We start from the raw sequence: 22,934 nt of genomic DNA on the forward strand, positions 1-22,934 counted from the left end.
GCGCTATGTCGCGCGTTGCGTGTCAAATCAAGCGTTGCTATTGGCTACTGAAGGAACAAAAGGAGAATATGCGATGGGCCTCAGCCAGCAGCAGCTGAACGCGGGAATCGACGCCCTCGCAGCGCAGGATAGCAATTTCGCGCGCGCGCTCGGCAACGCCGGCTATCCCGAACCCCGCATCCGCGCGCCGGGTTACGCCACGCTGCTCCGCACGATCGTCGGCCAGCAGGTCAGCGTCGCGGCCGCCAATTCGATCTGGAACAAGCTGGAGGCTGAGTTCGGTGAGGGCTGCCCCGCCGAGACGGTCGCCGCCGCCGACTTCGACACGCTCCGCGCCTGCGGCCTGTCGGGGCAGAAACAGGGCTATGCCAAGAGCCTCGCGCAGCTGATCCTCGACGGCGAACTCAAATTCGATGCCCTCCCCGCCGACGACGAGGAAGCGATTGCCGTGCTCACCAAGGTCAAGGGCATCGGCCGCTGGTCCGCCGAAATCTACCTGCTGTTCGCCGAGGGCCGCCCCGACATCTGGCCCGCCGGCGACCTCGCGGTGCAGGAAGCCGTCGGCCGCATCCTCCAGCTCGGCGCGCGGCCGAGCGAAAAGCTGGCCCGCGAGCTTGCCGAAGCGTGGCGACCGCATCGCGGTGCCGCAGCGATCTTCAGCTGGCATTGTTATAATATGGATGTGATTTGAGGGTGAAGCGAATAGCCCCTCCCTTCTTCGTCATTCCCGCGAACCCGGGCACACCTTTGTTATAACTCGGTCGGCGCCCGGTTGCGCGTTGTCATTCACGAAGTCGAGAATGCCCATCAGCGAGCCGTGGAGCGTCGCATGAACCTCACCGCGCTTCGCGCCGGGATGCAGCACGATTTTGCCGACGAGCGAGCGGATATCAGTTGACGCATCGAGCCGCGCTTGCGGGTCTTCGATCGTTTCGGCGAGCCTGGCGACCTTGCGCTTGTAGATTTCCGCTATGCCGGGATGGACATCGGGAATACCGGCAGGCGCTTCGGCGAGCCGCGCGGTGATCTCAGCCTTCTCGCGTTCGAGCTCGGCCATGCGCGCCTTCATCGACGGCTGATAAAGCCCGTCCTCGATCGCGGCCATGATGCCCGCGACAGCCTTGTCGATCTTCGCCAGCGCGCGGGTGTCGGCATCAGCCTGCATACGCCGCTCGCGGTTCTCGCGGTTGATATGCGTCGCATAAGCGGCAACAGCAGCGTCGATCTTGTCGGCCGACACCAGCCGCTCGGCGATACCGGCGAGCGCGCGGCGTTCGAGGTCATCGCGCCGGATCGTCCGACCGTTGGTGCAGTTGCGGCTACGGTGATGACCGATGCAGCCATAACGATCGGTCGTGACGATCGCATAGTTGCCGCCGCATTCGCCGCATTCGAGCAGGCCCGATAGAAGATAGGCGGGACGCCGCAGCCCGTTGACGCTTCGTGCCTGGGCAGCTTCCTTCATGCCTTTGTTCCGCGCGGCGAGAGCCTCCTGCTGGCGCTTGGCTGCGTCCCATAGTTCGTCGCTGACGATGCGCAGGTCGGGCACGGCCTTGCGCACCCATTCGGATTCGGGGTTGAGCCGGGTGACGTCCTTGCCGGTGGCCGGGTCCTTCACATAATGTTTGTGGTTCCAGACCCGGACCCCGACATAAAGCTCGTTGTTGAGGATGCCGAGCCCGCGGCGCGGCGTGCCCCGGATGCTGGTGTCGCGCCACGGCTTTCCAGACGGTCCCGCTATGCCCTCTGCGTTGAGGTCGCGCGCGATGGCGATCGGGCTTTTGCCAGCGGAAAACTCGCGGAAGATGCGTTCGACGATCAGCGCCTGCGCCGGATCGATCTCGCGCTCGCCGCGAACCAGCTCGCCTTCGCTGTTGAGGCGACGCACCACGCGGTAGCCATAGCCGACCGCGCCCGCCGAGAAGCCCTTCTCGACCCGCCCACGCAGGCCGCGATGGGTTTTCTTCGCAAGGTCTTTCAGGAACAGCGCATTCATCGTGCCCTTGAGCCCGACATGCAGTTCGGAGATTTCGCCTTCGGCGAGCGTCACCAACGGCACGCGGGCGAACTGCAAATGCTTGTAGAGGATTGCGACGTCGGCCTGGTCGCGCGACACGCGGTCGAGGGCTTCCGCCACCACGATATCGAACTTGCCGGCCTGCGCATCGGCAAGCAGCCGCTGGACACCGGGACGCAGGATCATGCTCGACCCGGAGATGGCGGCGTCCTCGTAGGTCGCCACAATCTGCCAGTCCTCCCGCTCGGCGTGCTCGCGGCAGAGCCGTAGCTGGTCGGCGATCGACGCGGCATTCTGCTGGTCGGAGGAATAGCGGGCATAGAGTGCGGCACGGATCATGGCTTTCTCCTCTCGATCCCGCCGTTAGGCGGCCTTTGTCAGCATGAAATCGACGTGGACGGCATCATAGGGAAAGACGATACCGCGCTCGGCACGGTCGATCACCCCGACCGCGATGAGCGCCTGGACATCGCCATGCACCGCCTTGACGTCGCGCCCAACGCGCCGCGCCGCTTCGCGGATCGACATCACGCCTTGCCCGGTCATCGCCTGGAGCAGTTCCCAGCGTTTGCGGGTCAGCGTCTGCCAGAGCAGGTCGGTCGACCCGAAGGAATAATGCGCGCCCTGCGCCTTGCCCTCGAACGCCGCCAGCGCACGGGCCTCGACCGCTTCGCGCGAAGCAACGGAGAGGGTCACGATGTTCATTCCGGTTTCCATTGATCGACATCCTTCCAGAAGTCCGCCAGCAGAGCCGCCGGAGTGGTGAAGGCATAGGGTGTCTCGCTCTTGCCGACGTGGCGATGGTCGCCTTTGCCGGCCTCGTTATCGTAGCGCAGCACACAGATGCCGCCGACGACATAAGCGAGGGCATATTTGAGATCATGGTTCGACCCCGGCACCCGCCGGGGCACACGCCATATCCGCAATTCCACGAATGCCTCGGCGCTGAGTTGGTGGCGTTCGTGAAGAAGCGGCCCCGCCTTCATGTTGGATTTACTACCAACGACTAGCCTCGTTGTCAATGACTCCATCACCCCTTGCCGATGGGATCATTGTCATTCGCCGCGCGAAGCGTGCGAATATGCTCGCGCGCGATATGGCGACCGATCGCCTCGGCGATCCGCGTCAGCGCGGCATCGACATCCGCCGTGCGCAATGTGGGCGCATTATCGTTGGCTGGAACGATGCCCCGTTCGGGCTGCGCATCATCCTCGTGCATCGCCGGTCCCCGCGTCATCGTCATTGTCCGCACGATAGGCGGCGGGGTTGGCGACCCAGCGGTCGATCGCGGATTCATGCCAACCGGCGCCGTGGACGCTGATCTTCTCTTGTCGCGGGAAAGTGCCTTCCGCGATTTTGCGGTAGATGGTCGAGCGCGACAGCCCGGTGCGGTCGAGGACAGTCTTGAGACGGACAATTCGTTCGGGAGCGGACACGGGGGCTATCTCCAACATCTGGTGGTTGACGACGCCCCTTGCGAACAAACTTCGACGGTCGAAGCTCGCCGTTCAAGTGCTTCTTCGATGCCGCTCGGCGCAATCGAAGCATAGGATGCAAAGACAGGCGATAGCTCACAATAGCGCATGAACGGCGGCTCGCGGCGCGAAGAGGCAGGAAAAGGAAAGTTTAGCGCAGGATAGCGCCGGCTCTTGTGAGCGGCGCGGATGGACGATCGCTTTGCGGTATCTGTTCGCATGTCTTCGCAGACCTCCGACTCGGTGGTCCGCCCGCCGTGCGCCAGTCTGCGTCACCTTGTCCGATCCATGCAATGGGGAAGGCATTGTCGTGCCGATCCGGGCACGTATCGATAGTCCGGTGCCGATAGGTCTTGCCAAGGACCGGAGATTGGCTGAAGATTCCAGCAATGCGCATCGACGTCGATTTTCTTCCTGCCGTGAAGCAGCGCGAGCTTGAGCGCGTCGTCGAGATATTGTTCGATGAGTTCGGCCAGGCCACCGAAAATGCGACCGGGCGCCGCAAGGGCGCCCGCATCCTCAAGGTAGTGCTATTCGGCAGCCACGCGCGCGGCGATTGGGTTGATGCGCCGCTGTCAGCGAACCAGTATAAATCCGACTACGACATTCTCGTCATCGTCAGCCAGAAGGAGCTGACCGACCGCGCCGCCTATTGGGCGAAGGCCGAGGAACGGCTGATCCGCGCCTATACCATTGAGAAGACGCTGCGGACGCCGGTCAATTTCATCGTCCATTCGCTTCACGAAGTGAACGACGGACTCGCGCATGGCCGGGTCTTTTTCATGGAAGTCGCCAAGGATGGCATTGCGCTGTATGAAGCGGATGACCGCGAACTGGCGACGCCCAAGCCCAAGACGTCTGAACAGGCGGCCGGAACAGCGAAGGAATATTTCGAGGAATATTATCCGAGCGCCGCCGCCTTCAAAGACGGTGCAGAATTTTATGTCGGCAAGGGGCGCCTAAAAGAAGCTGCGTTCTCGATGCATCAGGCAACGGAGCGACTATACGTCTGCCTATTGCTGACGCTGACCTTCTACACGCCGTATAACCACAACATCGCATTCCTGCGTGCGCTGGCCGAAGGGCTCGACCGTCGACTGTATGGCATCTGGCCTGAGACCAATCGTCGCGAGCGTGCGATGTTCCAGAAGCTCAAAGAAGCGTATACGAAGGCAAGGTATTCAAAACACTACCGGATCAGCGAGGAAGAGTTAACGTGGCTCGGCGAACGCGTCGAGGAACTCGGCCGCGTCGTCCATCAGGTCTGTTCGGAATGTATCGCCGAACTCGAAAAGGCCGCGCGCGAATAGGCGCATCTCCGCTCGGCTTGCCGGGACTCCGAGATTCTGGCATGATCCGCTGCACGGGATGGAAAGACTGGCGGCCATCCCCGGGATAACCCTGCCAGGCATCATGTAGGTTCGGCCATCACGGTCGGGCAGTTGCTGTAAGCCGCAGTTGCGGCACCAGACAGCGGACACTGCTTGCACATTCGCGCCTCGACGCGCGGACCGCCGGTGTGCGAGCTGCAAATGAATACCCCGAAATCGAAAGCGAACGACGTTTACGCGCGCGAAGTCGTGATGGCGCGCGTTGACCATCTCATCCGCCGCAAGCAGCAGGAGGTCGAGCGTATCGCGCGCATATTGCGCGCCTGCTTCGATCCCGATGCTGTGCAGGCACCCGAGCCGGGCGAGATTCGCCGCATCATCTTGATCGGACCCTATGCCCGGAAGAATTGGTATGAAGACGACGAGACGATCAATTTCTCCGATTACGAGTTCTGGATCGTCGTCAATCATCCGCTGTTCAAGGAAGCGGAATGCTGGACCCGCGCCCGCGATGTCATCGACAGCGAGCTTGGCAACCGCTGCGCGGTCGGCCTTGAACTTTACTCCAAGGCCGACATCCGCGTCGCCAGGGCGGAGCGCGACACCTTCATCCTCGACCGCATCGAGGCGGGCATTTGTCTCTATCGCGCCTCGCGCGATGCGCCGCTGAATGCGCGCGAGCGCAAGGGAGCGCGGGAATGACCGCCCGCCCGGAGATCGCGACATTCGAGGATGTCTACCGTGCCGAATATCCGCGCCTGCTGCGCAGGCTGACGCGGCGGGTCGGCCCCGATGATGCGCGCGACTTTGCGCAGGAGGCCTTCGCCCGGTTCCACCACAGCGGAAAGCTGCCGGTGCTCAACCAGCCGGGCGCCTATCTCAACCGGATCGCGCGCAACATGCTGATCGATCGTGCCCGTCGGAGGAAGAAGCAGGATCGACCGATCTTCTTCCCGTTCGAGGAAGACCGTGACGCGGTTTCGCGCGCCGAGCAGACATGGCGGATCGAGGCAATCGACCTGCTGCGCCTCTATCGGCAGGCGGTGCGCGCCATGCCGCCCAAAACGCGGCGCGTCTTCGTGATGCACCGCATCCACCGCCTGACCTACAAGGAGATCGCGGAGCGGGTCGGCATTAGCGCCGCGACCGTCGAGTACCACATGATGCGGGCGTTGACGCTTTGCCGCGCCGCGGTCGCCGTACAATGGTGATGACCACGCATGTCGGCTGCGGTGACGCCGACACAAGCAAACGCGAGGCCCGTTCGGCTGCCACGTCGCCCCGTTCGCCTGCCGTTGCATTCGATGCCTTCTATCGAGCCGAACACGCACGGATGCTCGGCTATTTCAGGCGAAAGGCTGGACGCGACGACGCCGCCGACCTGGCGCAAGACGCCTTCACGCTGTTCCTGCGCAGCGGCGCGCTGGACAGGGTCGATCATCCCCAGGCCTATCTGATCCGGATCGCGCGCAACTTGCTGATCAACCGGGCACGCGGGCAGAAACGGGCTGGCGCCGTCTTCTATCCATTCGATGAAGAATGCGATGCGCCGGTTCCTCCCGATCAGTTGCGACGGATCGAAGAAATCGACATCCGGCGCGTCTTTCGGCCGACGCTACTGGCGATGCCGCCGAGGACGCGGCGCATCTTCCTGATGAGTCGGCTGCGGCAGCAGACTTACCGCGAGATCGCACAGCAACTCGGCATCACCGACAAAGCCGTCGAGCACCATATATCGCGCGCGCTGGCCCGATGCCGCAAGGCGTTCGCCGCGCGATACGCTTGAAGCGGCGCCGACATATCCCGCCTCATGGCGCGCCCATGGCAATCGAATTATTGTCGGGCAAGGCGTCCGCCTCGAACGCGCGCTTGCCGCGACGCTTCCACAGCGCGGCGGCATGATCTCCCCGTTCGCTTCGCAGCTTGTCGGCCATCCATAGGAACGCGCCATAGAGCATCGCGCGATCATCGTCGGTGAGATCGACAAGTCCCGCTTTCGTGACGAGGCCGCCCAACTCGATCAGTTGGCGCGTTCGCTCGCGGCGTTTCACGACCCATTCGCGCATGTCGGTCCGAGCCTTTCGTGCTTCAATGCGATGCCGCGCCGCCGTCGAGCGGTAGAGTGCCGTCCGGCTGGCGTTCAGATCGCGGCGCAGACTTGCGTTCCTTGCTGCGAAAGAATGCGGCGCCCGCCTTGCGCCAGCCCTCCTTCGCGCCTGCGTCTTTCATCGCAACCGCGCCGAGCAATGCGCCGGCGAGGATGTCGGCGTCGAGCGCATCGGCGCCCGTCGCAATGACGAGTTCACCGAGTTGACGAACGCGGCGTTCCTTGAGGGTCTTCGCCTTGGCTTCGAGCGCGGCGAGTTCCGAATCGATATCGCGGGGTTTACGCATCGCAAAGTCTCCATTGAGTGACGATGCCACCATGATAGAAGAAGCGTGACACCAGCGCAGTAGAGTCGCCGGGACAGTCTGACACCGCCTAGTCCCTGCCGAGAATTTATTCGAGGAGGGCGCGCTTATACGTCGTGCCGACGTGCTCTTGGTGGCGTAGATGGATTGCCGCAATGGCAATCTTCCATCTCTCGGTCAAAGTTATCAGCCGCGCTTCGGGCCGCAGTGCGGTTGCCGCCGCCGCCTATCGGGCTGGCGAGCGGCTGCACGACCAGCGGCTGGATCGCGACCATGATTTCCGTGCTAAGTCCGGCGTCGAGCATAGCGAGATCATGCTTCCCGAAGGTGCGCCCGAACGCTTCTCCGATCGCGCCACGCTCTGGAACGAGGTCGAGGTGACCGAAAAGCGCAAGGACGCGCAGCTTGCCCGCGAGGTCGAGTTTGCCATCCCGCGAGAGATGAATCAGCAGCAGGGCATCGAGCTTGCGCGCTATTTCGTTCAGGCAGAGTTCGTCGATCGCGGTATGATCGCCGACCTCAACGTGCATTGGGGCGTCGGCGCGGATGGCCAGCCCAAACCACACGCGCATGTGATGCTGACGATGCGCGAGGTAGGTGAAGATGGTTTCGGGCAGAAGGTCCGCGACTGGAACCGCACCGAAGTTGTCGAGCAATGGCGCGAACGCTGGGCCGATCACGTCAACACCCGGCTTGCCGAGCTCGATATTGACGCGCGGATCGACCACCGCTCCCTTGAGGCGCAGGGTACCGATCTGGACCCGCAAGACAAGATCGGTCCCGCCGCTTCGCGCATGGGTGAGCGCGGGCTGGAATCCGAACGCATCGAGGATCACCGCGCCGTCGCGAGAGCCAATGGCGAACGCATTATCGCCGAGCCGCGCGTCGCACTCGACGCGATCACGCACAGCCAAGCCACATTTACGAACCGCGACATGGCGATGTTCGTGCATCGCCACACCGACGGCAAAGAGCAATTTGATGCCGCCATGTCGGCGGTGCGCGCCTCACCAGAGCTGGTCGCGCTTGGCAAGGACGGACGCGGTGACGATCGGTTCACGTCGCGGGACATGATCGACGCCGAACAGCGATTGCAGCGTGCGGCAGAGGCGATGGCAGCGAGCGAGCGTCATCGCGTGTCGGATGCGGACCGGAAGGGTGCGCTGGTGCGCGCGGCGGAACGCGGACTGACGCTGTCCGGGGAGCAGCGTCCCGCGTTCGAGCATGTGACCGACCGGCAGGGTCTGAGCGTCGTCGTCGGATATGCAGGCACCGGCAAGAGCGCGATGCTCGGTGTCGCCCGCGAGGCATGGGAAGACGCGAGGCTCAACGTGCGCGGCGCGGCGCTGTCAGGCATCGCGGCGGAAGGGCTGGAGAATGGCTCCGGCATCGCCTCTCGCACCATCGCCAGCATGGAACATGGCTGGTCGCAGGGGCGCGACATGCTCACCGCCCGCGATGTGCTGGTGATCGACGAGGCGGGCATGGTCGGCACCCGCCAGATGGAGCGGGTGTTGTCCCATGCCGCCGACGCCGGCGCGAAGGTCGTGCTGGTCGGCGATCCGCAGCAATTGCAGGCGATCGAAGCCGGTGCGGCGTTCCGCGCGATCCACGAACGACATGGCGGCGTCGAGATCACCGAGGTGCGGCGCCAGCACGAAGCTTGGCAGCAGGACGCCACCCGGCATCTGGCCACGGGCCGCACCGGCGAGGCGATCCAGACCTATACCGAGCGCGGCATGGTCCATGCGGCGGACACGCGGGAACAGGCGCGCGGCGAGCTTGTCGAGCAGTGGGATCGCGAGCGCATCGCTGCGCCCGATCAGAGCCGCATCATCCTCACCCACACCAATGCCGAGGTGCGCGAACTCAATGAGGCGGCGCGCGACCGGATGCGCGCGGGAGGCGAGCTTGGTGATGACGTACTGATGAAGGCCGAGCGCGGCGAGCGTGCTTTCGCGTCGGGCGACCGCATCATGTTCCTGCGGAATGAGCGGAGCCTTGAGGTCAAAAACGGCACATTGGGCACCGTCGAGCGGGTCACCCAGCAGAGCATGCGCGTCCGCACCGACGACGGGCGCGGCATCGCGTTCGACACCAAAGACTATGCCCATGTCGATCATGGCTATGCGGCGACGATCCACAAGGCGCAGGGCGTGACCGTGGACCGTTCACATGTTCTCGCCACCCCCGGCATGGATCGCCACGGCGCTTATGTTGGCCTCACGCGCCACCGCGACGGGATGGCGCTTCATTATGGACGCGACGACTTCAAGGATGATGCGCGCCTTGTCCGCACCCTGTCGCTGGAGCGCGCCAAGGATATGGCGAGTGATTATGCGAACCGCGATCCGGCGCGGCAGTTTGCCGAGCGGCGCGGGATCGGTATCCGCGAACGTGTCGCGGAGATCGTCCGCACCGGGAAGGAGAAGGCGCGCGGGATCTTCGATGGCTTGCGCCTGTCGCGTCCCGACCAGCAGCGCGAGCCGGGCATGTTCGCGGGCTTCCGTCCGCCGGAGCGGAAGGGCGATCTGGCGAAGGCCGAGCCAGCCCATGCCAACGGCCAGCGCCGCGCGGTCGAACGCTATGCTCGCGCTGTCGATGATATCGCCCGAATGCACGATCGGGGGTTGCCGGTGCTGCCCCACCAGCATGACGCCCTGAACCGCGCAGGAGAGGCGCTGGACGCAATCCGGCCTCACGCCTCCACCGACCTCGGCAATGCCTTCCAGCGCCAGCCTGGGCTCGTCCACGACGCCACGCAGGGTCGAGGTCACGCCGCGGTGCGCGCGATGAACAAGGAGGCGGAACTTCGCGCCGATCCCTTCCAGCGCGCCGACCGGTTTGTCGAGGGTTGGAAGCAGCTTCGGCAAGCACACGAAGATCTGCGCCGCGACGGCGATGTGCGGGGCGCAAAACGCGTCGGCCAGCAAATGGCAGGCATGGCCAAAAGCCTCGAACGCGACGCGCAGGTCGAATCGCTGTTGCGCGGGCGGCGGCAAGACCTCGGCATCGGGGCAAACATGGCACGCGACGTTGGGCGCGACCTCGCGGCGTCGATCCCCACCGATCTTGGGAAGAATCTTGGCATGAGCCGATAGGAGGATGATATGGACGACGACAGACAGATACCCCGGCTACCCTATGACGATCCCGGGCCCGATCCGGCGACAGAGGCCTTTGCCCGTCTCGAAAGGGAGATGGCGATGATGCGCCGGGCTGTCGAGCATCTCGCGACCGAGAAATCCGAAATCGACATTCCCGATTACAGCAAGACGCTCGGCGAAATGGCGAACCGCCTTGTCGCCATTGAGCGCCAGCCCGCCATGCAGATGACCCCGGAGGATATGGTGGGGCGGATCGCCACAGCGGCCACGGAGGCGCGGCGCGAGGATCAGGCAACACTTGCCCAAGCGAAGCGGGAGCATGTCGAGGCCGCCCGCGGCTTGCGTGCGATCATCGGCACCGCCAACACCCTCTATGAGCAAAAGCGTCGCCGTTGGTGGCATATCGGCGGCGGCTTGTTCGCCGGGTGCCTCCTGTGGGCAGTGCTTCCCGGCTTTGGCGCGCGCATCCTGCCGACAAGCTGGCATCTGCCCGAACGCATCGCGGCGCGCACCGTTCGCGAACCGACCCTATGGGAAGCCGGCATCCGGATCATGCAGGCAGACAGCCCCGAAGCGTGGCAGGCCATTGCCGAGGCCGCCGAGATGCGTCGCGACAACCGTGAGGCCATCAACGCCTGCGTACAGCGGGCCGCCAAGTCCAAGCAGCCGGTGCGATGCACGATCAGCGTAAGGGCGCGGCAACCTCGAGTGTGCCGCGTTGGTCAAGTCGCCCGTCAGCAATCGCGCGTTGTCAATCAGAAGCGACACCATGCGCCGTTCTCGCTGACGGAACTTTACCGGTTGCCATCCGTGCACCCGCGGAGGGACATTGATCGAAGATGGGCAGCGCATGACCTACACCGCATTCGCATTCTACCATCCCTGGCATCGCCGGCCCAATATCTCGCAACGAGGACTTCAAATATGACAAACCCCACTACACATGCCGCCACCAACCGGGGCCATGTTCGGCCATCTGAAAAACTATTGGCGTTGCGCAACGAGCTCTATCATATGTCGCGTCCGGTACATGGGCGCCCAGTAGATGAACGCGCGCACTTTTTGGTTTTATCCGACTAGCTACCGCCGAATTTGACGTCGAGAGCCACGCCCAAAAGCCTCTCGGCGTCAGGGCTGGGCCATTGCACCGAGATTCCTGCGCCGCCATACACGCCCTGGCCGGTAACCCTGTTCACGAAGTGCTTGTCTAGGATATTGCGCGCGAAAAAGGACAACCGCCACTTGTCGTTGTCGGGTCCAACGCCGATGTTGGCATTCAGCAGCCCATAGGCGACCTGCGTCATCAGCGGGTTGCCGGCCGCGTCGAAGCTCACCTTGTCGCGCCAGAACCAGTTCAACGACGAATCGATGCGATAGTCGCTTACCATGTGCTGATAGCTTGCCGTGAGGCTGTAGGTCAGCTTCGGGGCGTTGGAGAGCGGATTGCCGTCGCCGTAGGTGACGGCCTGCGTCGGCGTGATCCGTATGCATTCGCGTGGAGAGGTTCTTGGCGTTCCGAGCGGCAGCACCGGCTGGCCCGAATAGCAGGAGATGTTCTTGAAATCTTTATAGGTGCTGTCGGCATAGGTAAGCGAACCGTTTAAGGACAGGCTGGGCAGGGGACGAATCTGGACATCGGCCTCCACGCCGCGTGTGCGGAGTTTGCCCGCATTCGACAGCACGAAACGCGCGGGCGACTCCCTGACGTCGAATACCGAGGCCTGGAAATCCTTGAAGTCCGTCGCGAAGCCCGTGATGTTCAGCGTGACCCTGCGGTCCAGGAATTGCGACCGCAAGCCAATCTCATAGCTCGTCGGGATTTCCGGACGAATGATCGTGAGGCTGGATTGTACCACCCCCTGGGTATCGACACCGGGCCCCTTGTAACCCCGCGCTACCGAGGCATAGACCATGATGTCCCTGTCGAAGGAATATTGGAGTGTCGCCCGGCCGGAGAAATTCTCGACCGACGAGCGTCCGTACACTGGCCCGATAAATCGTCCGGGGGTCCCTACGGTGGCCGATGGCATCGTGTACATATTGCCAGTATATTCGACCTTTTCCGCCGTGTAGCGACCACCGGCAATCAGCTTCAGCCCTTCGACGGGCTCATAGGCCAACTGCCCGAAGACAGCCGCGCTGTTGTTCTTTGTCACGCTGTCGACGGCGCTGCCGTAATATGTATCGACAGGAAAGATCTGCCCGCGGTTTCCCGCGGCTTCGACGTGACCGCGGTTTCTGGTATAGTTCAGGAACAGGCCGGCGACCCATTCGAACCGCCCGCCGGACGGTGATGTGACGCGAAATTCCTGCGAATATTGATCCAGCCAACTGGCGCCGCTGTTCACGACCAGAAAGTTTATCGGAAGAATATCCGCATCGCTATCGTCAGCTGTCTTCCATGACCGATAGGCGGAAATCGAGGTGAGCGTTGCCCAATCGACATCGAGATCCACCTGAAGCGACCCGCCCCAGTTTTCGGTATTCTGGTAGGACTGCTCGTCCGATGCCACTTCCAGATTCCTTGGTCCCGGCGTGATGCCGGCGGCGGCATTCAATTGACCGAACAGCGACGTGGACGGCGCGGAGCGCGCGGTCCAGGCGCAACAGAGTTGCTTGCTCTTGCCCCAATCGCTGAGCAAGTTGACGGTGAGACTGGAGGTCGGTTCCCACAACAGCCTGGCGCGGACGCCCCTGGAATCCCGCCCGTTGTACAGTTCGTTCCGTTCGATGTTCCTGATGATCCCGTCGCGCGTGGTCTGGGCATAGGCAACGCGGAAAGCGACCGTGTCGGACAGTTTCAGATTGGCGATCAGGTTCGCCTTCACTTCGTCCTTGGTGGCGTAGGAAATACGCCCCTGGAGGCTGTTATTATACTCCGGCGCCTTGGTGGTGATCGAAATGACGCCGGCCGAGGCGTTCTTGCCGAACAACATGCCTTGCGGACCGCGCAATATTTCCACGCGCTCGATGTCGATCAGATCGGCCACCGCCTGTCCGGGCCGCGCCAGCGGCACGCCGTCGATGACGACACCGACGCTTTGCTCGACGGTGTCCGAGAATATGGCCGTGCCGATACCGCGAATGGCGAAGCCTTCGCCGCGGGTGTTGACCGAACTCTGATAGTTCAGGCTCGGCGCCACATAGCGAAGCTCCATGGGGTTGTTGATGGAAAGCGTCTGCAGTTGGTCGCCCGACACGGCGCTGACCGCTAACGGCACGTCCTGCAACCGCTCGGCCCGCTTCTGTGCGGTGACGACGATGTCCTGCCCCTCGCCTGCGTCGACAACGGCGGCTTCCTGGGCGAAGGCAGGCGTGGCCGCACCGAAGACCGCCGCCGCGGTCACCCACAACTGCCGCTGCTTGAACTTGCTAGACATAAATCCTCCCCAGGCTTTCTCCGAATTCCGGATGTTTCAAAAGCCTTGTAAGGGGGCGCCATAAATTATAGAAATTCATATTATGAATTTCATGAAATTCATCTTGAGAATGATACTGCCGCTCAAAAGGAGTGGCAGAAATCCGATCACACGCCGCCAGAAATTAAAAATGGCTTATATTCATATATATGATTGAATTTATGCGCTCGGATCGAAGCGTCCCTCATGCCAGGATGGCTCTCAGAACTATACTGGAATGCATCATCGCATATGATATCGATGCCCCGTACTAGGCCCAGTAGCGCAACACGAACCGAAGCCAGCGGGCCCTATATCCGCGGACCAGCCGTCAGATAATGGCTTGCGCGCGTAACGCCGCGATTTCGCTGGACGAGCGGCCGAGCAGGTCGCGCAGCACGCGATCGCTGTGTTCGCCAAGCGCCGGGGGCGGCAGATGCGGCTTGCCTGCGGCACCATCGATGCGGATCGCGGCGCCGACCTGCGGCACGTCGCCCGCACCCGCCGGCGTGCGGTAGAAGACGCCGCGCCGCAGCAGTTCTGGATCGGCCACGACCTCGTCTATGCGGTTGACCGGTCCCGAAGGAACGCGTGCGCTTGCGAATTCGGCGAGCCAGTGCGCCCTCGGCTTGGTACGCAGCGTCGCCTGAATTCGGGCGACGATTGCGGTGCGCTGCTCGCGGCGCAGCGCATTGGTCGCGTAGCGCGGATCGTCAACCATCGACGGATTGCCCAGTACGTCCCAGAAACGGGCCCAGATCGCATCATTGCCGAGACCCAGCGTAATCGGTTCGTCAGCGGTCTCGAACGCTTGATAGATGGCGATCACGCTGTCCTTCGCGCCGGTGCGACGGGGGACTTCGCCCGATCCCATATAGGGGGTGACGCGGCAGGCGAGAAAACGGACCATGGAATCGACGAGCGCGATGTCGATGAAAGCACCTTGCCCCGTCGTCTGGCGGCGGAACAGCGCCGCGAGCGCACCAAAGGCCGCGTCCTGCCCCGCGAGCATGTCGGCGGCAGGTGCGCCGACCTTTTGCGGTTCGCCGTCCGCCTCCCCGGTAATGTCCATGACTCCCGAATAACCCTCAGCAATCAGGTCGTAGCACGGCATGTCGGCGCGCGCTCCGTCCGCTCCAAAGCCCGTGATCGAGGCGTGGACGATGCGCGGGTTTAGCGCCCTCGTCGCCCGATAGTCGATCCCCAGCTTCGCCGCGACACGCGCGGGCACGTTGGTGATCAGCACATCGGCCGCGCGCACCAGCTCTTCCAGTATCGCGCGGCCCCCGGGCTTCGCATAGTCGAGGCACAAGCTCTGCTTGTTGCGGTTGACGCTGAGAAACCACAGCGACTCCCCGCCCAGAAAGGGTGGCCCCCACGCGCGCGCATCGTCGCCGCCGGGCCGTTCGACCTTGATTACCTCGGCCCCCATGTCGCCGAGTAGCATCGCTGCATAGGGACCCGCGACCGAACTGGTCAGGTCGAGCACACGCACGCCCGCCAGCAACTTGAATCCGCGCCCGGACGGTACGAGCGGCAACGCGTCGAGTGGAAGCTTATGTTTCATATCGGTCGTCCCTGACATTTCCGAGCGGCAGCCGTATCGAGGCCGCGCTTCAGCCACGCGCGCGTGTCGGCGGGGTCGATCACGGCGTCGATATCGATGAACTGCGCCGCCGCCACGGCTTTCCCACTCGAATAAAGCGCGGCAACCTGCTCCTGGAAGCGAGCCTCGCGCGCCACTGGATCGGCGATCGCCTCCAACTCGCGGCGATGGCCAAGGCGCACTGCGCCTTCCAGCCCCATGCCACCAAGCTCGCCAGTCGGCCAGGCGATCGTGAAGGCACTGGCGTGGAGAGAACCGCCCGCCATCGCCATCGCGCCGAGGCCATAACCCTTCCGGACCACGATCGTGAACATCGGTACGCGCAGCGAAGCAGCGACGGTGAACATATACGCGCCTTTACGCACCGTGCCGGTTTTCTCCGCCTCCGGTCCGACCATGAATCCGGGCGTGTCGCATAGCGACAGGACCGGCAGGCCGACCCTGTCGCAAAGCTTGAGAAAATCCGTTGCCTTGCTGCATCCATCCGCGTCCATCGCGCCTGATAGGCGGCGACAGTCATTGGCAATCAGCCCCAGCGGGCGCCCGTCGACCCGCAGGAATCCCGTGATCATCCCCGAGCCGAACTCTGGGCGCAGTTCGGTCCAGCTCCGATCATCGGCGATCAGTTCGATCGCCGCGCGGATGTCGAACACGCGCAGCCGGTTTTCCGGGACGACATGGCGAAGCAGGCGCTGATCGGCATATTCGACCTGGCTGGATCGTCCCTGAAAATAGCCGAGGATATGTTTGGCCGCGGTCGTCGCTGCGGCTTCGTCGATGCTGACCACATCGATCACGCCGTTCGCCCGCATCACGTCGGTCGGTCCGATCGCTTCGGGCGCGAAAGTGCCGAGCCCGCCGCCTTCGATCATCGCCGGGCCGCCGAGCCCGATGTTCGCCCCCTCCGTCGCGATGATGATATCGCAGCAGCCGAGCATGACCGCATTGCCCGCGAAGCAGCGCCCCGAAGCGATCCCGATGCGAGGAACAAGCCCGGAAAGCGCGGCAAGATCATGAAAGCTCGGTCCGGCCAGGCCGGTGGATCTGCGCCCCTCGCTGCCGTCGCTTGGACGGCCGCCGCCGCCCTCGGTGTAGAAGACCAGTGGAATCTCGAGGTCGCGCACGATGGAGAGCAGTCGGTCGGTCTTGGCGTGATTCATCCGGCCCTGCGTGCCCGCGATCACTGTGAAGTCGTAGGCGAGCGCGGCGCATTTCGCCCTCTCTTCACCGAATTCGGCGGCATTTACCGTGCCAATCCCGGTTACCAAGCCATCGCCCGGCGTCTCCCGCATCAGATCCTCGACCGTGCCGCGCCGTCCGCTGGCGATAGCGAGGCCGCCATATTCAATGAAGCTGTCCGGGTCGAACAGGTCGGATAGATTCTCGCGCGCCGTTCGCTGACCGGACCGGCGCCGCCTGGCGACCGCTTCGGGGCGATGCTCGTCAAGCGTCAGCGCAATGCGCGCATCCAGTTCGGCGAGATCGGGGCGGCGCGCATCGAGATCGATCTCCGTCGATTCAACCGTCTCGCTTTCGCCGATCTCGGCGGGCTCGAGGAACAACAGCGGCATCCCTTCCCCGAATATTTCTCCCGGCGTCGCGACGATCGCGCGGACTAGCCCGGAAAACTCTGCGTTGACGACGTGCTGCATCTTGAGCGCTTCCATCATCGCGAGCGGCTGCCCGGCGCGCACGGCGTCACCGGGATCCACATTGACCGAAACCAGCAACCCAGTCAGCGGCGCAGGAATCGCCACGGTGCCGGCCGGGGCGGCAGGACGAGCGGCGGGGGGCGCCTGCACGATCACGCCGAAATCCTGCTCGACGCGAACCTCGGCGATTGCCATCATGTCCGGCAACGTCCGCTCAAACCAGCGCGTGTCGATCGTCGATGCGGCAAATTCGGGGCGATCGAGCAACGCCGCCAGCAGGGCCAGATTATTCTCTGCCCCCTCGATCCGAAAATCGGCGAGGGCGTAGCGCGCACGCTGGGTCGCGGCGGCAAAATCCGCGTCATGGACGATCAATTTGGCCACAAGCGAATCGAAACGCGGATTGACCGCATAGCCCACATAGCCCGCGCCATCGACGCGCACGCCCGGTCCGCCCGGCACATCATAGGCAGTGATCGCGCCGCCGGCGGGCCTTATATTTCCGACCGCGTCGATGCTCTCCGCATTTATGCGCAGCTGGATCGCACATCCGCGCGGCGTAGGGTCTTGATCCAGCCCAAGATCGACAAGCCGCGCGCCGCAGGCGATGAGCAGGCTCGCCTTGACCAAATCGACACCAAAGACCTCTTCGGTGACGGTATGCTCGACCTGGATACGCGGATTGACCTCGATGAACGCGAAAGCATGCCGATCCCCCGGTGCGGCATCGCAATCGACCAGGAACTCCACCGTCGCCAGTCCGCTATAGGGCGCGGCGGCGATCAGATGGTGGGCGGCGGCGACTATGCGCGCTTCCAGATCGAAGGCGAGCGCCGGGGCAGGCGCGATCTCCACCAATTTCTGGTTGCGGCGCTGGAGCGTGCAGTCCCGCGTACCGATCGTCGCGACATGGCCACCGGCATCTGCGACCACCTGCACCTCGATATGGCGCGCGCGTTCGACGAAGCGTTCGACGATAACGGCCCCCGATCCGAAAGCCGCCTCAGCCTCCACCGCGCAGGCATTCATCGCGGACTCAAGGTCGCCAGCGTCGCGGACCAGCCGGATGCCGCGTCCGCCTCCGCCCGCGACGGCCTTCACCATCACCGGCCCCGTGGCAAGCAACGCCAGTGCCTGCCCGACATCGGCATGATCGATGCCCTCAAGCGTGGAAACCCCCACCGTTTCCGCCAGCTTCTTGGCGTGTAGCTTGTCGCTGAACCGTTCCAGAGCCTCGGGCGGCGGGCCGACGAACCGGATTCCCGCATCGGCGCACGCTCGGGCGAAGTCGGCATTTTCGCTGAGAAGCCCATAGCCGGGATGCACCGCATCGCATCGATGGGCGACGGCCGCTTCCACCACTCCCGCAATATCCAAGTAAGCGGCAGGGCCATTTCCGGAAAGCTCCACCACCTCGTCGGCCGAGCGAAGGTGCAGAGCCCGCGCATCGTCGGACGAATGGATCGCGACGGTCGCAATGCCGAGTTCCCTCGCCCCGCGCGCGATACGGATTGCGATTTCCCCGCGATTGGCGATCAGCAGCTTCTCGATCCTATTGTTCACGTCATTCCGCTCCGGCCCGCACGGCATAGCTCCAGGCCAGTTTCGCTAGCGCTGCGACGCGTGGTTCCGCATTGGCGGCGTCGGGATGGCTTGCGGTCCCGTCGCGCACGCGCCCCAATATGCCCTGCGTGATGCCCGCCAGCCGGAAGAAATTATAGGCGAAGAACCAGTCGAGATTTTCGATCCCCGACCGTCCGGTGAGGCCGCAATATTGCTTGATCGTTTCCTCCATTGTCGGAATGCCGTGCGCCGCCAGATCGGTGATCAATGAAATCGGCCCATTGATCCAGTTGGTGAGCACATAAGTGAAATCGGCAAGCGGATCGCCCAGCGTCCCGAGTTCCCAGTCCAAAACTGCGACGACATGCGGCTCCACAGGGTGGAAGATCATATTGTCCATGCGATAGTCGCCGTGCACCACCGACGTGCGGTCCTGGTGCGGTACCGTTGTCGGCAACCACGCGATCAGCCGCTCCATCTCATCGATATGGCGGGTTTCGGACGCTTTATACTGCCGCGCCCAGCGATCGACCTGTCGCGCCATATAGTTGCCGGGTCGGCCATAGCGGGAAAGGCCGATCGCCGCATGGTCGAGATTGTGCAGCGAGGCGAGCGTCCCGATCTGCGCCCTGAAAACAGCGCTGCGTTCGGCCGGCGCGAGTTCGGGAAGGCTCTGGTCCCAGAAGATGCGTCCTTCCACCATCTCCATGATATAGAACCATGTCCCGATGACATCGTCGTCGGTGCAAAGGGCAAAGGGACGCGCCACGGGAAAGCCGGTCGGGTAGAGCGCGGAAATCACTCGGAACTCCCGGTCGACCGCATGGGCGGAGGGCAGAAGCTTGCCCGGAGGCTTGCGCCGGAGAACGTAGTTAGCCGTTGGAGTGCGAAGCTGATAGGTAGGATTCGATTGTCCGCCCCTGAACTGACGGACTGCCAGCGGTCCGTCATAGCTGTCGACATGGGTAGTCATCCACGCGGCCAGCGCGGCCGGGTCGAAACGATGGGGTCCTTCGGGTTCCTTGGTGCCGATATTGGCCCGCTCGCGCACCTGCGCGGCCGAGACATCCGGGGTTTCGGGCATGGTCTACTCTTTCTTTAGTCGTCGGGCATCCACGCTCGGGCGGCGGAACCAGACACGGAGCGAGCCGCGAGAAGATATAACCCGGCAGCCGCCAGAAAAGCGGCGCAGGGCACAAGCAGCGCCCAGCGCAATGCGTCATCTCCAAAACGCGGCGTGATGATGTCGCTGATGGCGCCCGAGATATATGGCCCGAGTCCGTTGCCCAATATGGCGATCGCAAATACCATGATGGCGATCCCCATCGCCCGCCGATGGGGTTCACAAAAGGACTGGATTGCGGAAAGCGCCACGCCGGACGCGCCGCCGGCGGCCATCGACGCGAACACCTGCATCGACAAGGCGGTTGGCACGTCGGGACTGAGGAGGACGAGGCCGTATAGCGGGGCGGAGGCGATAGACGTGATCATCGGCAGCCACATTTCCCAGCGCGTGTCCCTCTGGATAAGACGGACGGAGAGCGAGCCCCCCACCAGGACGCCGAAAATCCCTCCGGCCGCCGATGCCGCACCCATCCACGCCCCGGCCTCCGCCACGCTGAGGTGATGCGAGCGGATGAAATAGGGAATCATCCACAGCTTCAGACTGTAGCTGGCGAATGCCCCGAACGTGTTTGCCGCCACGATCAGACGGTAAGGAGGCCGCTTCATCAAGGCCACAAACGCGGTGTACCACGGCTCGCCCGCTTCGGACCGTGCTCCCCGCGGAGCCGGCTCAGGCAGGGTAAAAAGGATGAGCAGGGCCAGCGGCAGGCCGCACAGCCCGAAAGCCATTAGCGTCGTCCGCCAGCCGAAGTGCCCGGTGAGATAGGCAGCGATGATCAACCCAACGCTCAGCCCGGCGATGCCGCCCGCCTGGAAAATGCTGATCCCCAACGCGCGACGGCGCGGCGACATGTAATCACCGATGACGGAATGCGATATGGGTATGCAGCCCGCTTCCCCCACCGCTACGCCCATTCGGGCGATCGCGAGGACCAGAAAGGAACCGGCGAGCCCCATCAATGCGGTCGCTACGCTCCACACCATCACGCACAATCCGAGGATACGGACGCGCACGGTCCGATCCGCCAGCCGCGCGATGGGAATGCCGGCTACGGCGTATACCAGGGCAAATATCAAACCGGACAAAAGCCCCACATTCGCATCGCTGAGGCCAAGCTCGCGCTTCAGCGGCTCAGCGATCACGGACAGGATCATACGGTCGGCATAGTTGAAGAAGCTGACCAGCGCGAGGACGCCTAGCGCATAGGCCGTCATCGCCGGTCCGACGCCGGAATTCTCCGCATCGAATTGCGCGCGGATATCCGCTGCACCCGACATCTCAGCTGTTGCGCCGAATTAACGCATAATCGATGCGCCGTGGATCAAGGAAGGGTTTCAGCGCCGCGTCAGAAGCGGCACCTCGCCTGAAATATTCCAGATTTCCCGGCGCTTTCGCCATGCCACTCTCCCAAAGAAAGGCCGCACCGCCTTGGCGGCGATATGCGATAAGGCAATCTAGGGTCGGTACTTCAATTATCAAAATTCATATCTTGAATTTTTACCAATTCATCATATGAATGATAAATGATCGATTCCCCGGAAAAAACGCCAAGCCTGAAGCGCCTTCGCCGACAAGATCTGAATCTTTTTGTCGTGCTGGACGCCATATATCGCGAGCAGAGCCTGACTGCGGCGGGCGAGCGACTGGGCTTGACACAGCCGGCGATGAGTCACGCCCTTCGGCGGCTCCGGGAGATGATGGGCGACGACCTGTTCGGTCGCCAGGGTGCAAGCATGACGCCCACCCCGTTCGCACGGAATATCATCTCCGATGTGCGGCGTGCCCTCCTGATACTGGAGGGTCGCCTCCACGAACAGCGTCGTTTCGATCCGGTCAACGCGAACCAGATATTCCGCCTCGGCCTTTCGGAGCGTACAGAGATCATCCTGTTGCCCAATCTGATCGACTGGCTTGGCCGGGAAGCCCCTGGCGTCAGCGTCGTATCGACCGACACACGCCCCGACGGGATTGAAAGCGGCCTCGCCAACGGCCATGTCGACCTTGTCCTGGAGGCGTCGGTTCCCGTCAGCGCCGCGATACGGCGCCGCATGCTGGCGCAGGACGAATTGGTCGTTGCAGTCCGTCGCGGACATAGCGTCCTGAGCGGCAGGAGCCTGAGCCTGGAGCAATATCTGGCGCTGAATCACGTCCTGGTCGCCGGCAATAGGGGCGCTGGAGTCGAGGATCATGAATTGAGTCGACGCGGATTGCGCCGGACGGTGGTGGTTCAATGCCAATCACATAAAAGCGCTTTGGAGATCATTCTGCATTCCGACATCCTATTGACGCTGTCTCGGCTGGAAGCAGAGACGATCACGGCCGCGGATGAACTCGAATTCTATCCTTTTCCGCTCGATGCCCCCATGCCACCGCTCACCCTGTACTGGCATGCGTCCATGCAGGACGATCCCGCCAATTCATGGCTCCGACAGGCCATCGATCTTTTAATGTTAAACGATAAAACAGCCTGATTCCAAATCACTATATCTTCAGGCTAGCGCGCCTCGCTTCCGCGTCGTGAGAACGCCCAACAAAGCAAAGAGATTCTTCCGCAATGTTTCCGCGGCTTGGTCCGGAACTCGCGTATGCCGCCAGGAACTCCCCTCCACGACGGCAGACCAAAGATCGGCGGCTTCAGCGGGAGGCATGACGAGCTGCAATCCGACGGCGTCCACCAGATCAGCGATCCGCTGGCCCAGATTCGCCGACAATTGGTCCGCGATCGCTTCGTAACGCTCGGCTACATTCGTATTTCGGGCGGCCAGCAGGCGGAACTCGGCATGCAAAAGCCGCCACTTCGCATCGCTGGCTTCGGTCAGGGCATAACGGTGGGCGGCGGCGCCCAGCGGGTCGGGATGATCTGCAACACCGATCCACAAACGCGCCAGACGGCTGGCTAGACGTCGGGCTTCCTCGTCGAACACGGCAATGAACAGGTCTTCCTTCGATGCATAGCTGGAATAAAAGGCCCCTCGCGTCATATTGATGCGCTGGCAGATCGCATCGAGGCTCGCCGCCTCGAAGCCCCGTTCCGCAAAAACATCGCAAGCCGCCTCCAAAAGTCGCGCCGCCGTGTCGGCCCGGCGCATCTTCACCCTTGGCATGGGCGGCTTAAATGCCGTTGCCATCATCATCCTCCGCAATTGACATACCAATCTGAATCGGCCTACCAAACAAATATACGAACTCGTATATTAGCTTGGACCCGTTGAGAGGATAGCACGTGGCCACTGCGAAGTCCGATGAA

Annotated in this window: 21 protein-coding genes; 8 read left to right on the forward strand and 13 right to left on the reverse strand. The window is 63.0% G+C overall.

Annotated elements, in window-relative coordinates; genetic code table 11:
- The first annotated feature begins 73 nt into the window (after window positions 1–73).
- Window positions 74–691, forward strand: coding sequence for a DNA-3-methyladenine glycosylase family protein (locus SKP52_RS11685; RefSeq protein WP_039574915.1), 618 nt, complete (start codon window positions 74–76; stop codon window positions 689–691).
- Between the two features lie 30 nt (window positions 692–721).
- Here SKP52_RS11685 and SKP52_RS11690 read toward each other — a convergent pair whose 3' ends face one another.
- From SKP52_RS11690 to SKP52_RS11710, 5 genes are read right to left on the reverse strand one after another with little or no spacing between them, the layout of a single operon-like run.
- Complete coding sequence (locus tag SKP52_RS11690) at window positions 722–2,356, reverse strand: recombinase family protein (protein WP_039574916.1); 1,635 nt, start codon at window positions 2,354–2,356, stop codon at window positions 722–724.
- A gap of 24 nt (window positions 2,357–2,380) precedes the next feature.
- On the reverse strand, window positions 2,381–2,722 hold the full coding sequence (locus SKP52_RS11695) for an HVO_A0114 family putative DNA-binding protein (RefSeq protein ID WP_039574918.1): 342 nt from the start codon (window positions 2,720–2,722) through the stop codon (window positions 2,381–2,383).
- Entirely contained in the window at window positions 2,719–3,003 is a 285-nt protein-coding gene (locus SKP52_RS11700; protein WP_039574920.1) for a toxin-antitoxin system TumE family protein, read from the reverse strand. Before SKP52_RS11700 ends, SKP52_RS11695 begins: the two co-directional genes overlap by 4 nt.
- 44 nt (window positions 3,004–3,047) lie before the next feature.
- Window positions 3,048–3,254, reverse strand: a complete 207-nt coding sequence (locus SKP52_RS11705; protein WP_039574921.1) for a hypothetical protein — start codon at window positions 3,252–3,254, stop codon at window positions 3,048–3,050.
- Window positions 3,223–3,453, reverse strand: a complete 231-nt coding sequence (locus SKP52_RS11710; RefSeq protein WP_039580815.1) for a helix-turn-helix transcriptional regulator — start codon at window positions 3,451–3,453, stop codon at window positions 3,223–3,225. The genes SKP52_RS11705 and SKP52_RS11710 overlap by 32 nt, the downstream gene beginning before the upstream one ends.
- Window positions 3,454–3,881: 428 nt before the next feature.
- On the opposite strand from SKP52_RS11710, the gene SKP52_RS11715 reads away from it, so the two are divergent.
- The 4 genes from SKP52_RS11715 to SKP52_RS11730 all read left to right on the forward strand — a co-directional run bounded on the left by SKP52_RS11715 (window position 3,882) and on the right by SKP52_RS11730 (window position 6,609).
- Complete coding sequence (locus SKP52_RS11715; protein ID WP_039574923.1) at window positions 3,882–4,802, forward strand: HEPN domain-containing protein; 921 nt, start codon at window positions 3,882–3,884, stop codon at window positions 4,800–4,802.
- Between the two features lie 222 nt (window positions 4,803–5,024).
- Window positions 5,025–5,525, forward strand: coding sequence for a hypothetical protein (locus SKP52_RS11720; protein ID WP_228383623.1), 501 nt, complete (start codon window positions 5,025–5,027; stop codon window positions 5,523–5,525).
- The gene (locus SKP52_RS11725; protein ID WP_081997317.1) at window positions 5,522–6,034 is read left to right on the forward strand and encodes an RNA polymerase sigma factor; all 513 of its coding nucleotides are present in this window, start codon (window positions 5,522–5,524) and stop codon (window positions 6,032–6,034) included. Before SKP52_RS11720 ends, SKP52_RS11725 begins: the two co-directional genes overlap by 4 nt.
- On the forward strand, window positions 6,034–6,609 hold the full coding sequence (locus tag SKP52_RS11730; protein WP_160292405.1) for a sigma-70 family RNA polymerase sigma factor: 576 nt from the start codon (window positions 6,034–6,036) through the stop codon (window positions 6,607–6,609). Before SKP52_RS11725 ends, SKP52_RS11730 begins: the two co-directional genes overlap by 1 nt.
- 22 nt (window positions 6,610–6,631) lie before the next feature.
- Here the strand turns inward: SKP52_RS11730 and SKP52_RS11735 are convergent, their stop codons facing one another.
- The gene (locus SKP52_RS11735; protein ID WP_039574925.1) at window positions 6,632–6,889 is read right to left on the reverse strand and encodes a conjugal transfer protein TraD; all 258 of its coding nucleotides are present in this window, start codon (window positions 6,887–6,889) and stop codon (window positions 6,632–6,634) included.
- Window positions 6,890–6,911: 22 nt separating this feature from the next.
- Window positions 6,912–7,217 carry a conjugal transfer protein TraD gene (locus tag SKP52_RS11740; protein WP_039574926.1) on the reverse strand — a complete coding sequence of 102 codons (306 nt, stop codon included), beginning with the start codon at window positions 7,215–7,217 and terminating at the stop codon, window positions 6,912–6,914.
- Window positions 7,218–7,390: 173 nt separating this feature from the next.
- Between SKP52_RS11740 and traA the strand changes: the two genes are divergently transcribed.
- Entirely contained in the window at window positions 7,391–10,336 is a 2,946-nt protein-coding gene (gene traA / locus SKP52_RS11745; RefSeq protein WP_039574928.1) for a Ti-type conjugative transfer relaxase TraA, read from the forward strand.
- Between the two features lie 9 nt (window positions 10,337–10,345).
- Complete coding sequence (locus SKP52_RS26755; protein ID WP_052208166.1) at window positions 10,346–11,422, forward strand: DUF6118 family protein; 1,077 nt, start codon at window positions 10,346–10,348, stop codon at window positions 11,420–11,422.
- Here the strand turns inward: SKP52_RS26755 and SKP52_RS11755 are convergent.
- The 5 genes from SKP52_RS11755 to SKP52_RS11775 form a co-directional block, all read right to left on the reverse strand.
- Window positions 11,419–13,689 carry a TonB-dependent receptor gene (locus SKP52_RS11755; RefSeq protein WP_228383624.1) on the reverse strand — a complete coding sequence of 757 codons (2,271 nt, stop codon included), beginning with the start codon at window positions 13,687–13,689 and terminating at the stop codon, window positions 11,419–11,421. The two genes, SKP52_RS26755 and SKP52_RS11755, sit on opposite strands and share 4 nt — an antisense overlap.
- Before the next feature lie 382 nt (window positions 13,690–14,071).
- On the reverse strand, window positions 14,072–15,307 hold the full coding sequence (locus tag SKP52_RS11760) for a CaiB/BaiF CoA transferase family protein (RefSeq protein WP_039574932.1): 1,236 nt from the start codon (window positions 15,305–15,307) through the stop codon (window positions 14,072–14,074).
- A complete protein-coding gene (locus SKP52_RS11765) occupies window positions 15,304–18,561 on the reverse strand; it encodes a carboxyl transferase domain-containing protein (protein WP_148309109.1) in 3,258 nt (1,085 codons plus the stop codon). Before SKP52_RS11765 ends, SKP52_RS11760 begins: the two co-directional genes overlap by 4 nt.
- 1 nt (window position 18,562) lies before the next feature.
- The gene (locus tag SKP52_RS11770; protein ID WP_052208169.1) at window positions 18,563–19,645 is read right to left on the reverse strand and encodes a phosphotransferase family protein; all 1,083 of its coding nucleotides are present in this window, start codon (window positions 19,643–19,645) and stop codon (window positions 18,563–18,565) included.
- Between the two features lie 14 nt (window positions 19,646–19,659).
- Complete coding sequence (locus SKP52_RS11775) at window positions 19,660–20,964, reverse strand: spinster family MFS transporter (RefSeq protein WP_052208171.1); 1,305 nt, start codon at window positions 20,962–20,964, stop codon at window positions 19,660–19,662.
- Window positions 20,965–21,210: 246 nt separating this feature from the next.
- Between SKP52_RS11775 and SKP52_RS11780 the strand changes: the two genes are divergently transcribed.
- On the forward strand, window positions 21,211–22,158 hold the full coding sequence (locus tag SKP52_RS11780) for a LysR family transcriptional regulator (protein WP_052208175.1): 948 nt from the start codon (window positions 21,211–21,213) through the stop codon (window positions 22,156–22,158).
- Window positions 22,159–22,176: 18 nt separating this feature from the next.
- Here the strand turns inward: SKP52_RS11780 and SKP52_RS24630 are convergent, their stop codons facing one another.
- A complete protein-coding gene (locus tag SKP52_RS24630; protein ID WP_081997318.1) occupies window positions 22,177–22,821 on the reverse strand; it encodes a TetR/AcrR family transcriptional regulator in 645 nt (214 codons plus the stop codon).
- Window positions 22,822–22,934 lie beyond the last annotated feature (113 nt).

The organism is Sphingopyxis fribergensis, assembly GCF_000803645.1.
Taxonomy (GTDB): Bacteria; Pseudomonadota; Alphaproteobacteria; order Sphingomonadales; family Sphingomonadaceae; genus Sphingopyxis; species Sphingopyxis fribergensis.

Coding starts and splice junctions, on each gene's coding strand:
- SKP52_RS11700 (WP_039574920.1), bottom strand. CDS start 3,003: ATGAAGGCGGGGCCGCTTCTTCACGAACGCCACCAACTCAGCGCCGAG.
- SKP52_RS26755 (WP_052208166.1), top strand. CDS start 10,346: ATGGACGACGACAGACAGATACCCCGGCTACCCTATGACGATCCCGGG.
- SKP52_RS11715 (WP_039574923.1), top strand. CDS start 3,882: ATGCGCATCGACGTCGATTTTCTTCCTGCCGTGAAGCAGCGCGAGCTT.
- SKP52_RS11695 (WP_039574918.1), bottom strand. CDS start 2,722: ATGAACATCGTGACCCTCTCCGTTGCTTCGCGCGAAGCGGTCGAGGCC.
- SKP52_RS24630 (WP_081997318.1), bottom strand. CDS start 22,821: ATGATGATGGCAACGGCATTTAAGCCGCCCATGCCAAGGGTGAAGATG.
- traA (WP_039574928.1), top strand. CDS start 7,391: ATGGCAATCTTCCATCTCTCGGTCAAAGTTATCAGCCGCGCTTCGGGC.
- SKP52_RS11705 (WP_039574921.1), bottom strand. CDS start 3,254: ATGACGCGGGGACCGGCGATGCACGAGGATGATGCGCAGCCCGAACGG.
- SKP52_RS11730 (WP_160292405.1), top strand. CDS start 6,034: ATGACCACGCATGTCGGCTGCGGTGACGCCGACACAAGCAAACGCGAG.
- SKP52_RS11770 (WP_052208169.1), bottom strand. CDS start 19,645: ATGCCCGAAACCCCGGATGTCTCGGCCGCGCAGGTGCGCGAGCGGGCC.
- SKP52_RS11735 (WP_039574925.1), bottom strand. CDS start 6,889: ATGCGCGAATGGGTCGTGAAACGCCGCGAGCGAACGCGCCAACTGATC.
- SKP52_RS11740 (WP_039574926.1), bottom strand. CDS start 7,217: ATGCGTAAACCCCGCGATATCGATTCGGAACTCGCCGCGCTCGAAGCC.
- SKP52_RS11690 (WP_039574916.1), bottom strand. CDS start 2,356: ATGATCCGTGCCGCACTCTATGCCCGCTATTCCTCCGACCAGCAGAAT.
- SKP52_RS11775 (WP_052208171.1), bottom strand. CDS start 20,964: ATGTCGGGTGCAGCGGATATCCGCGCGCAATTCGATGCGGAGAATTCC.
- SKP52_RS11780 (WP_052208175.1), top strand. CDS start 21,211: ATGATCGATTCCCCGGAAAAAACGCCAAGCCTGAAGCGCCTTCGCCGA.
- SKP52_RS11760 (WP_039574932.1), bottom strand. CDS start 15,307: ATGAAACATAAGCTTCCACTCGACGCGTTGCCGCTCGTACCGTCCGGG.
- SKP52_RS11720 (WP_228383623.1), top strand. CDS start 5,025: ATGAATACCCCGAAATCGAAAGCGAACGACGTTTACGCGCGCGAAGTC.
- SKP52_RS11725 (WP_081997317.1), top strand. CDS start 5,522: ATGACCGCCCGCCCGGAGATCGCGACATTCGAGGATGTCTACCGTGCC.
- SKP52_RS11685 (WP_039574915.1), top strand. CDS start 74: ATGGGCCTCAGCCAGCAGCAGCTGAACGCGGGAATCGACGCCCTCGCA.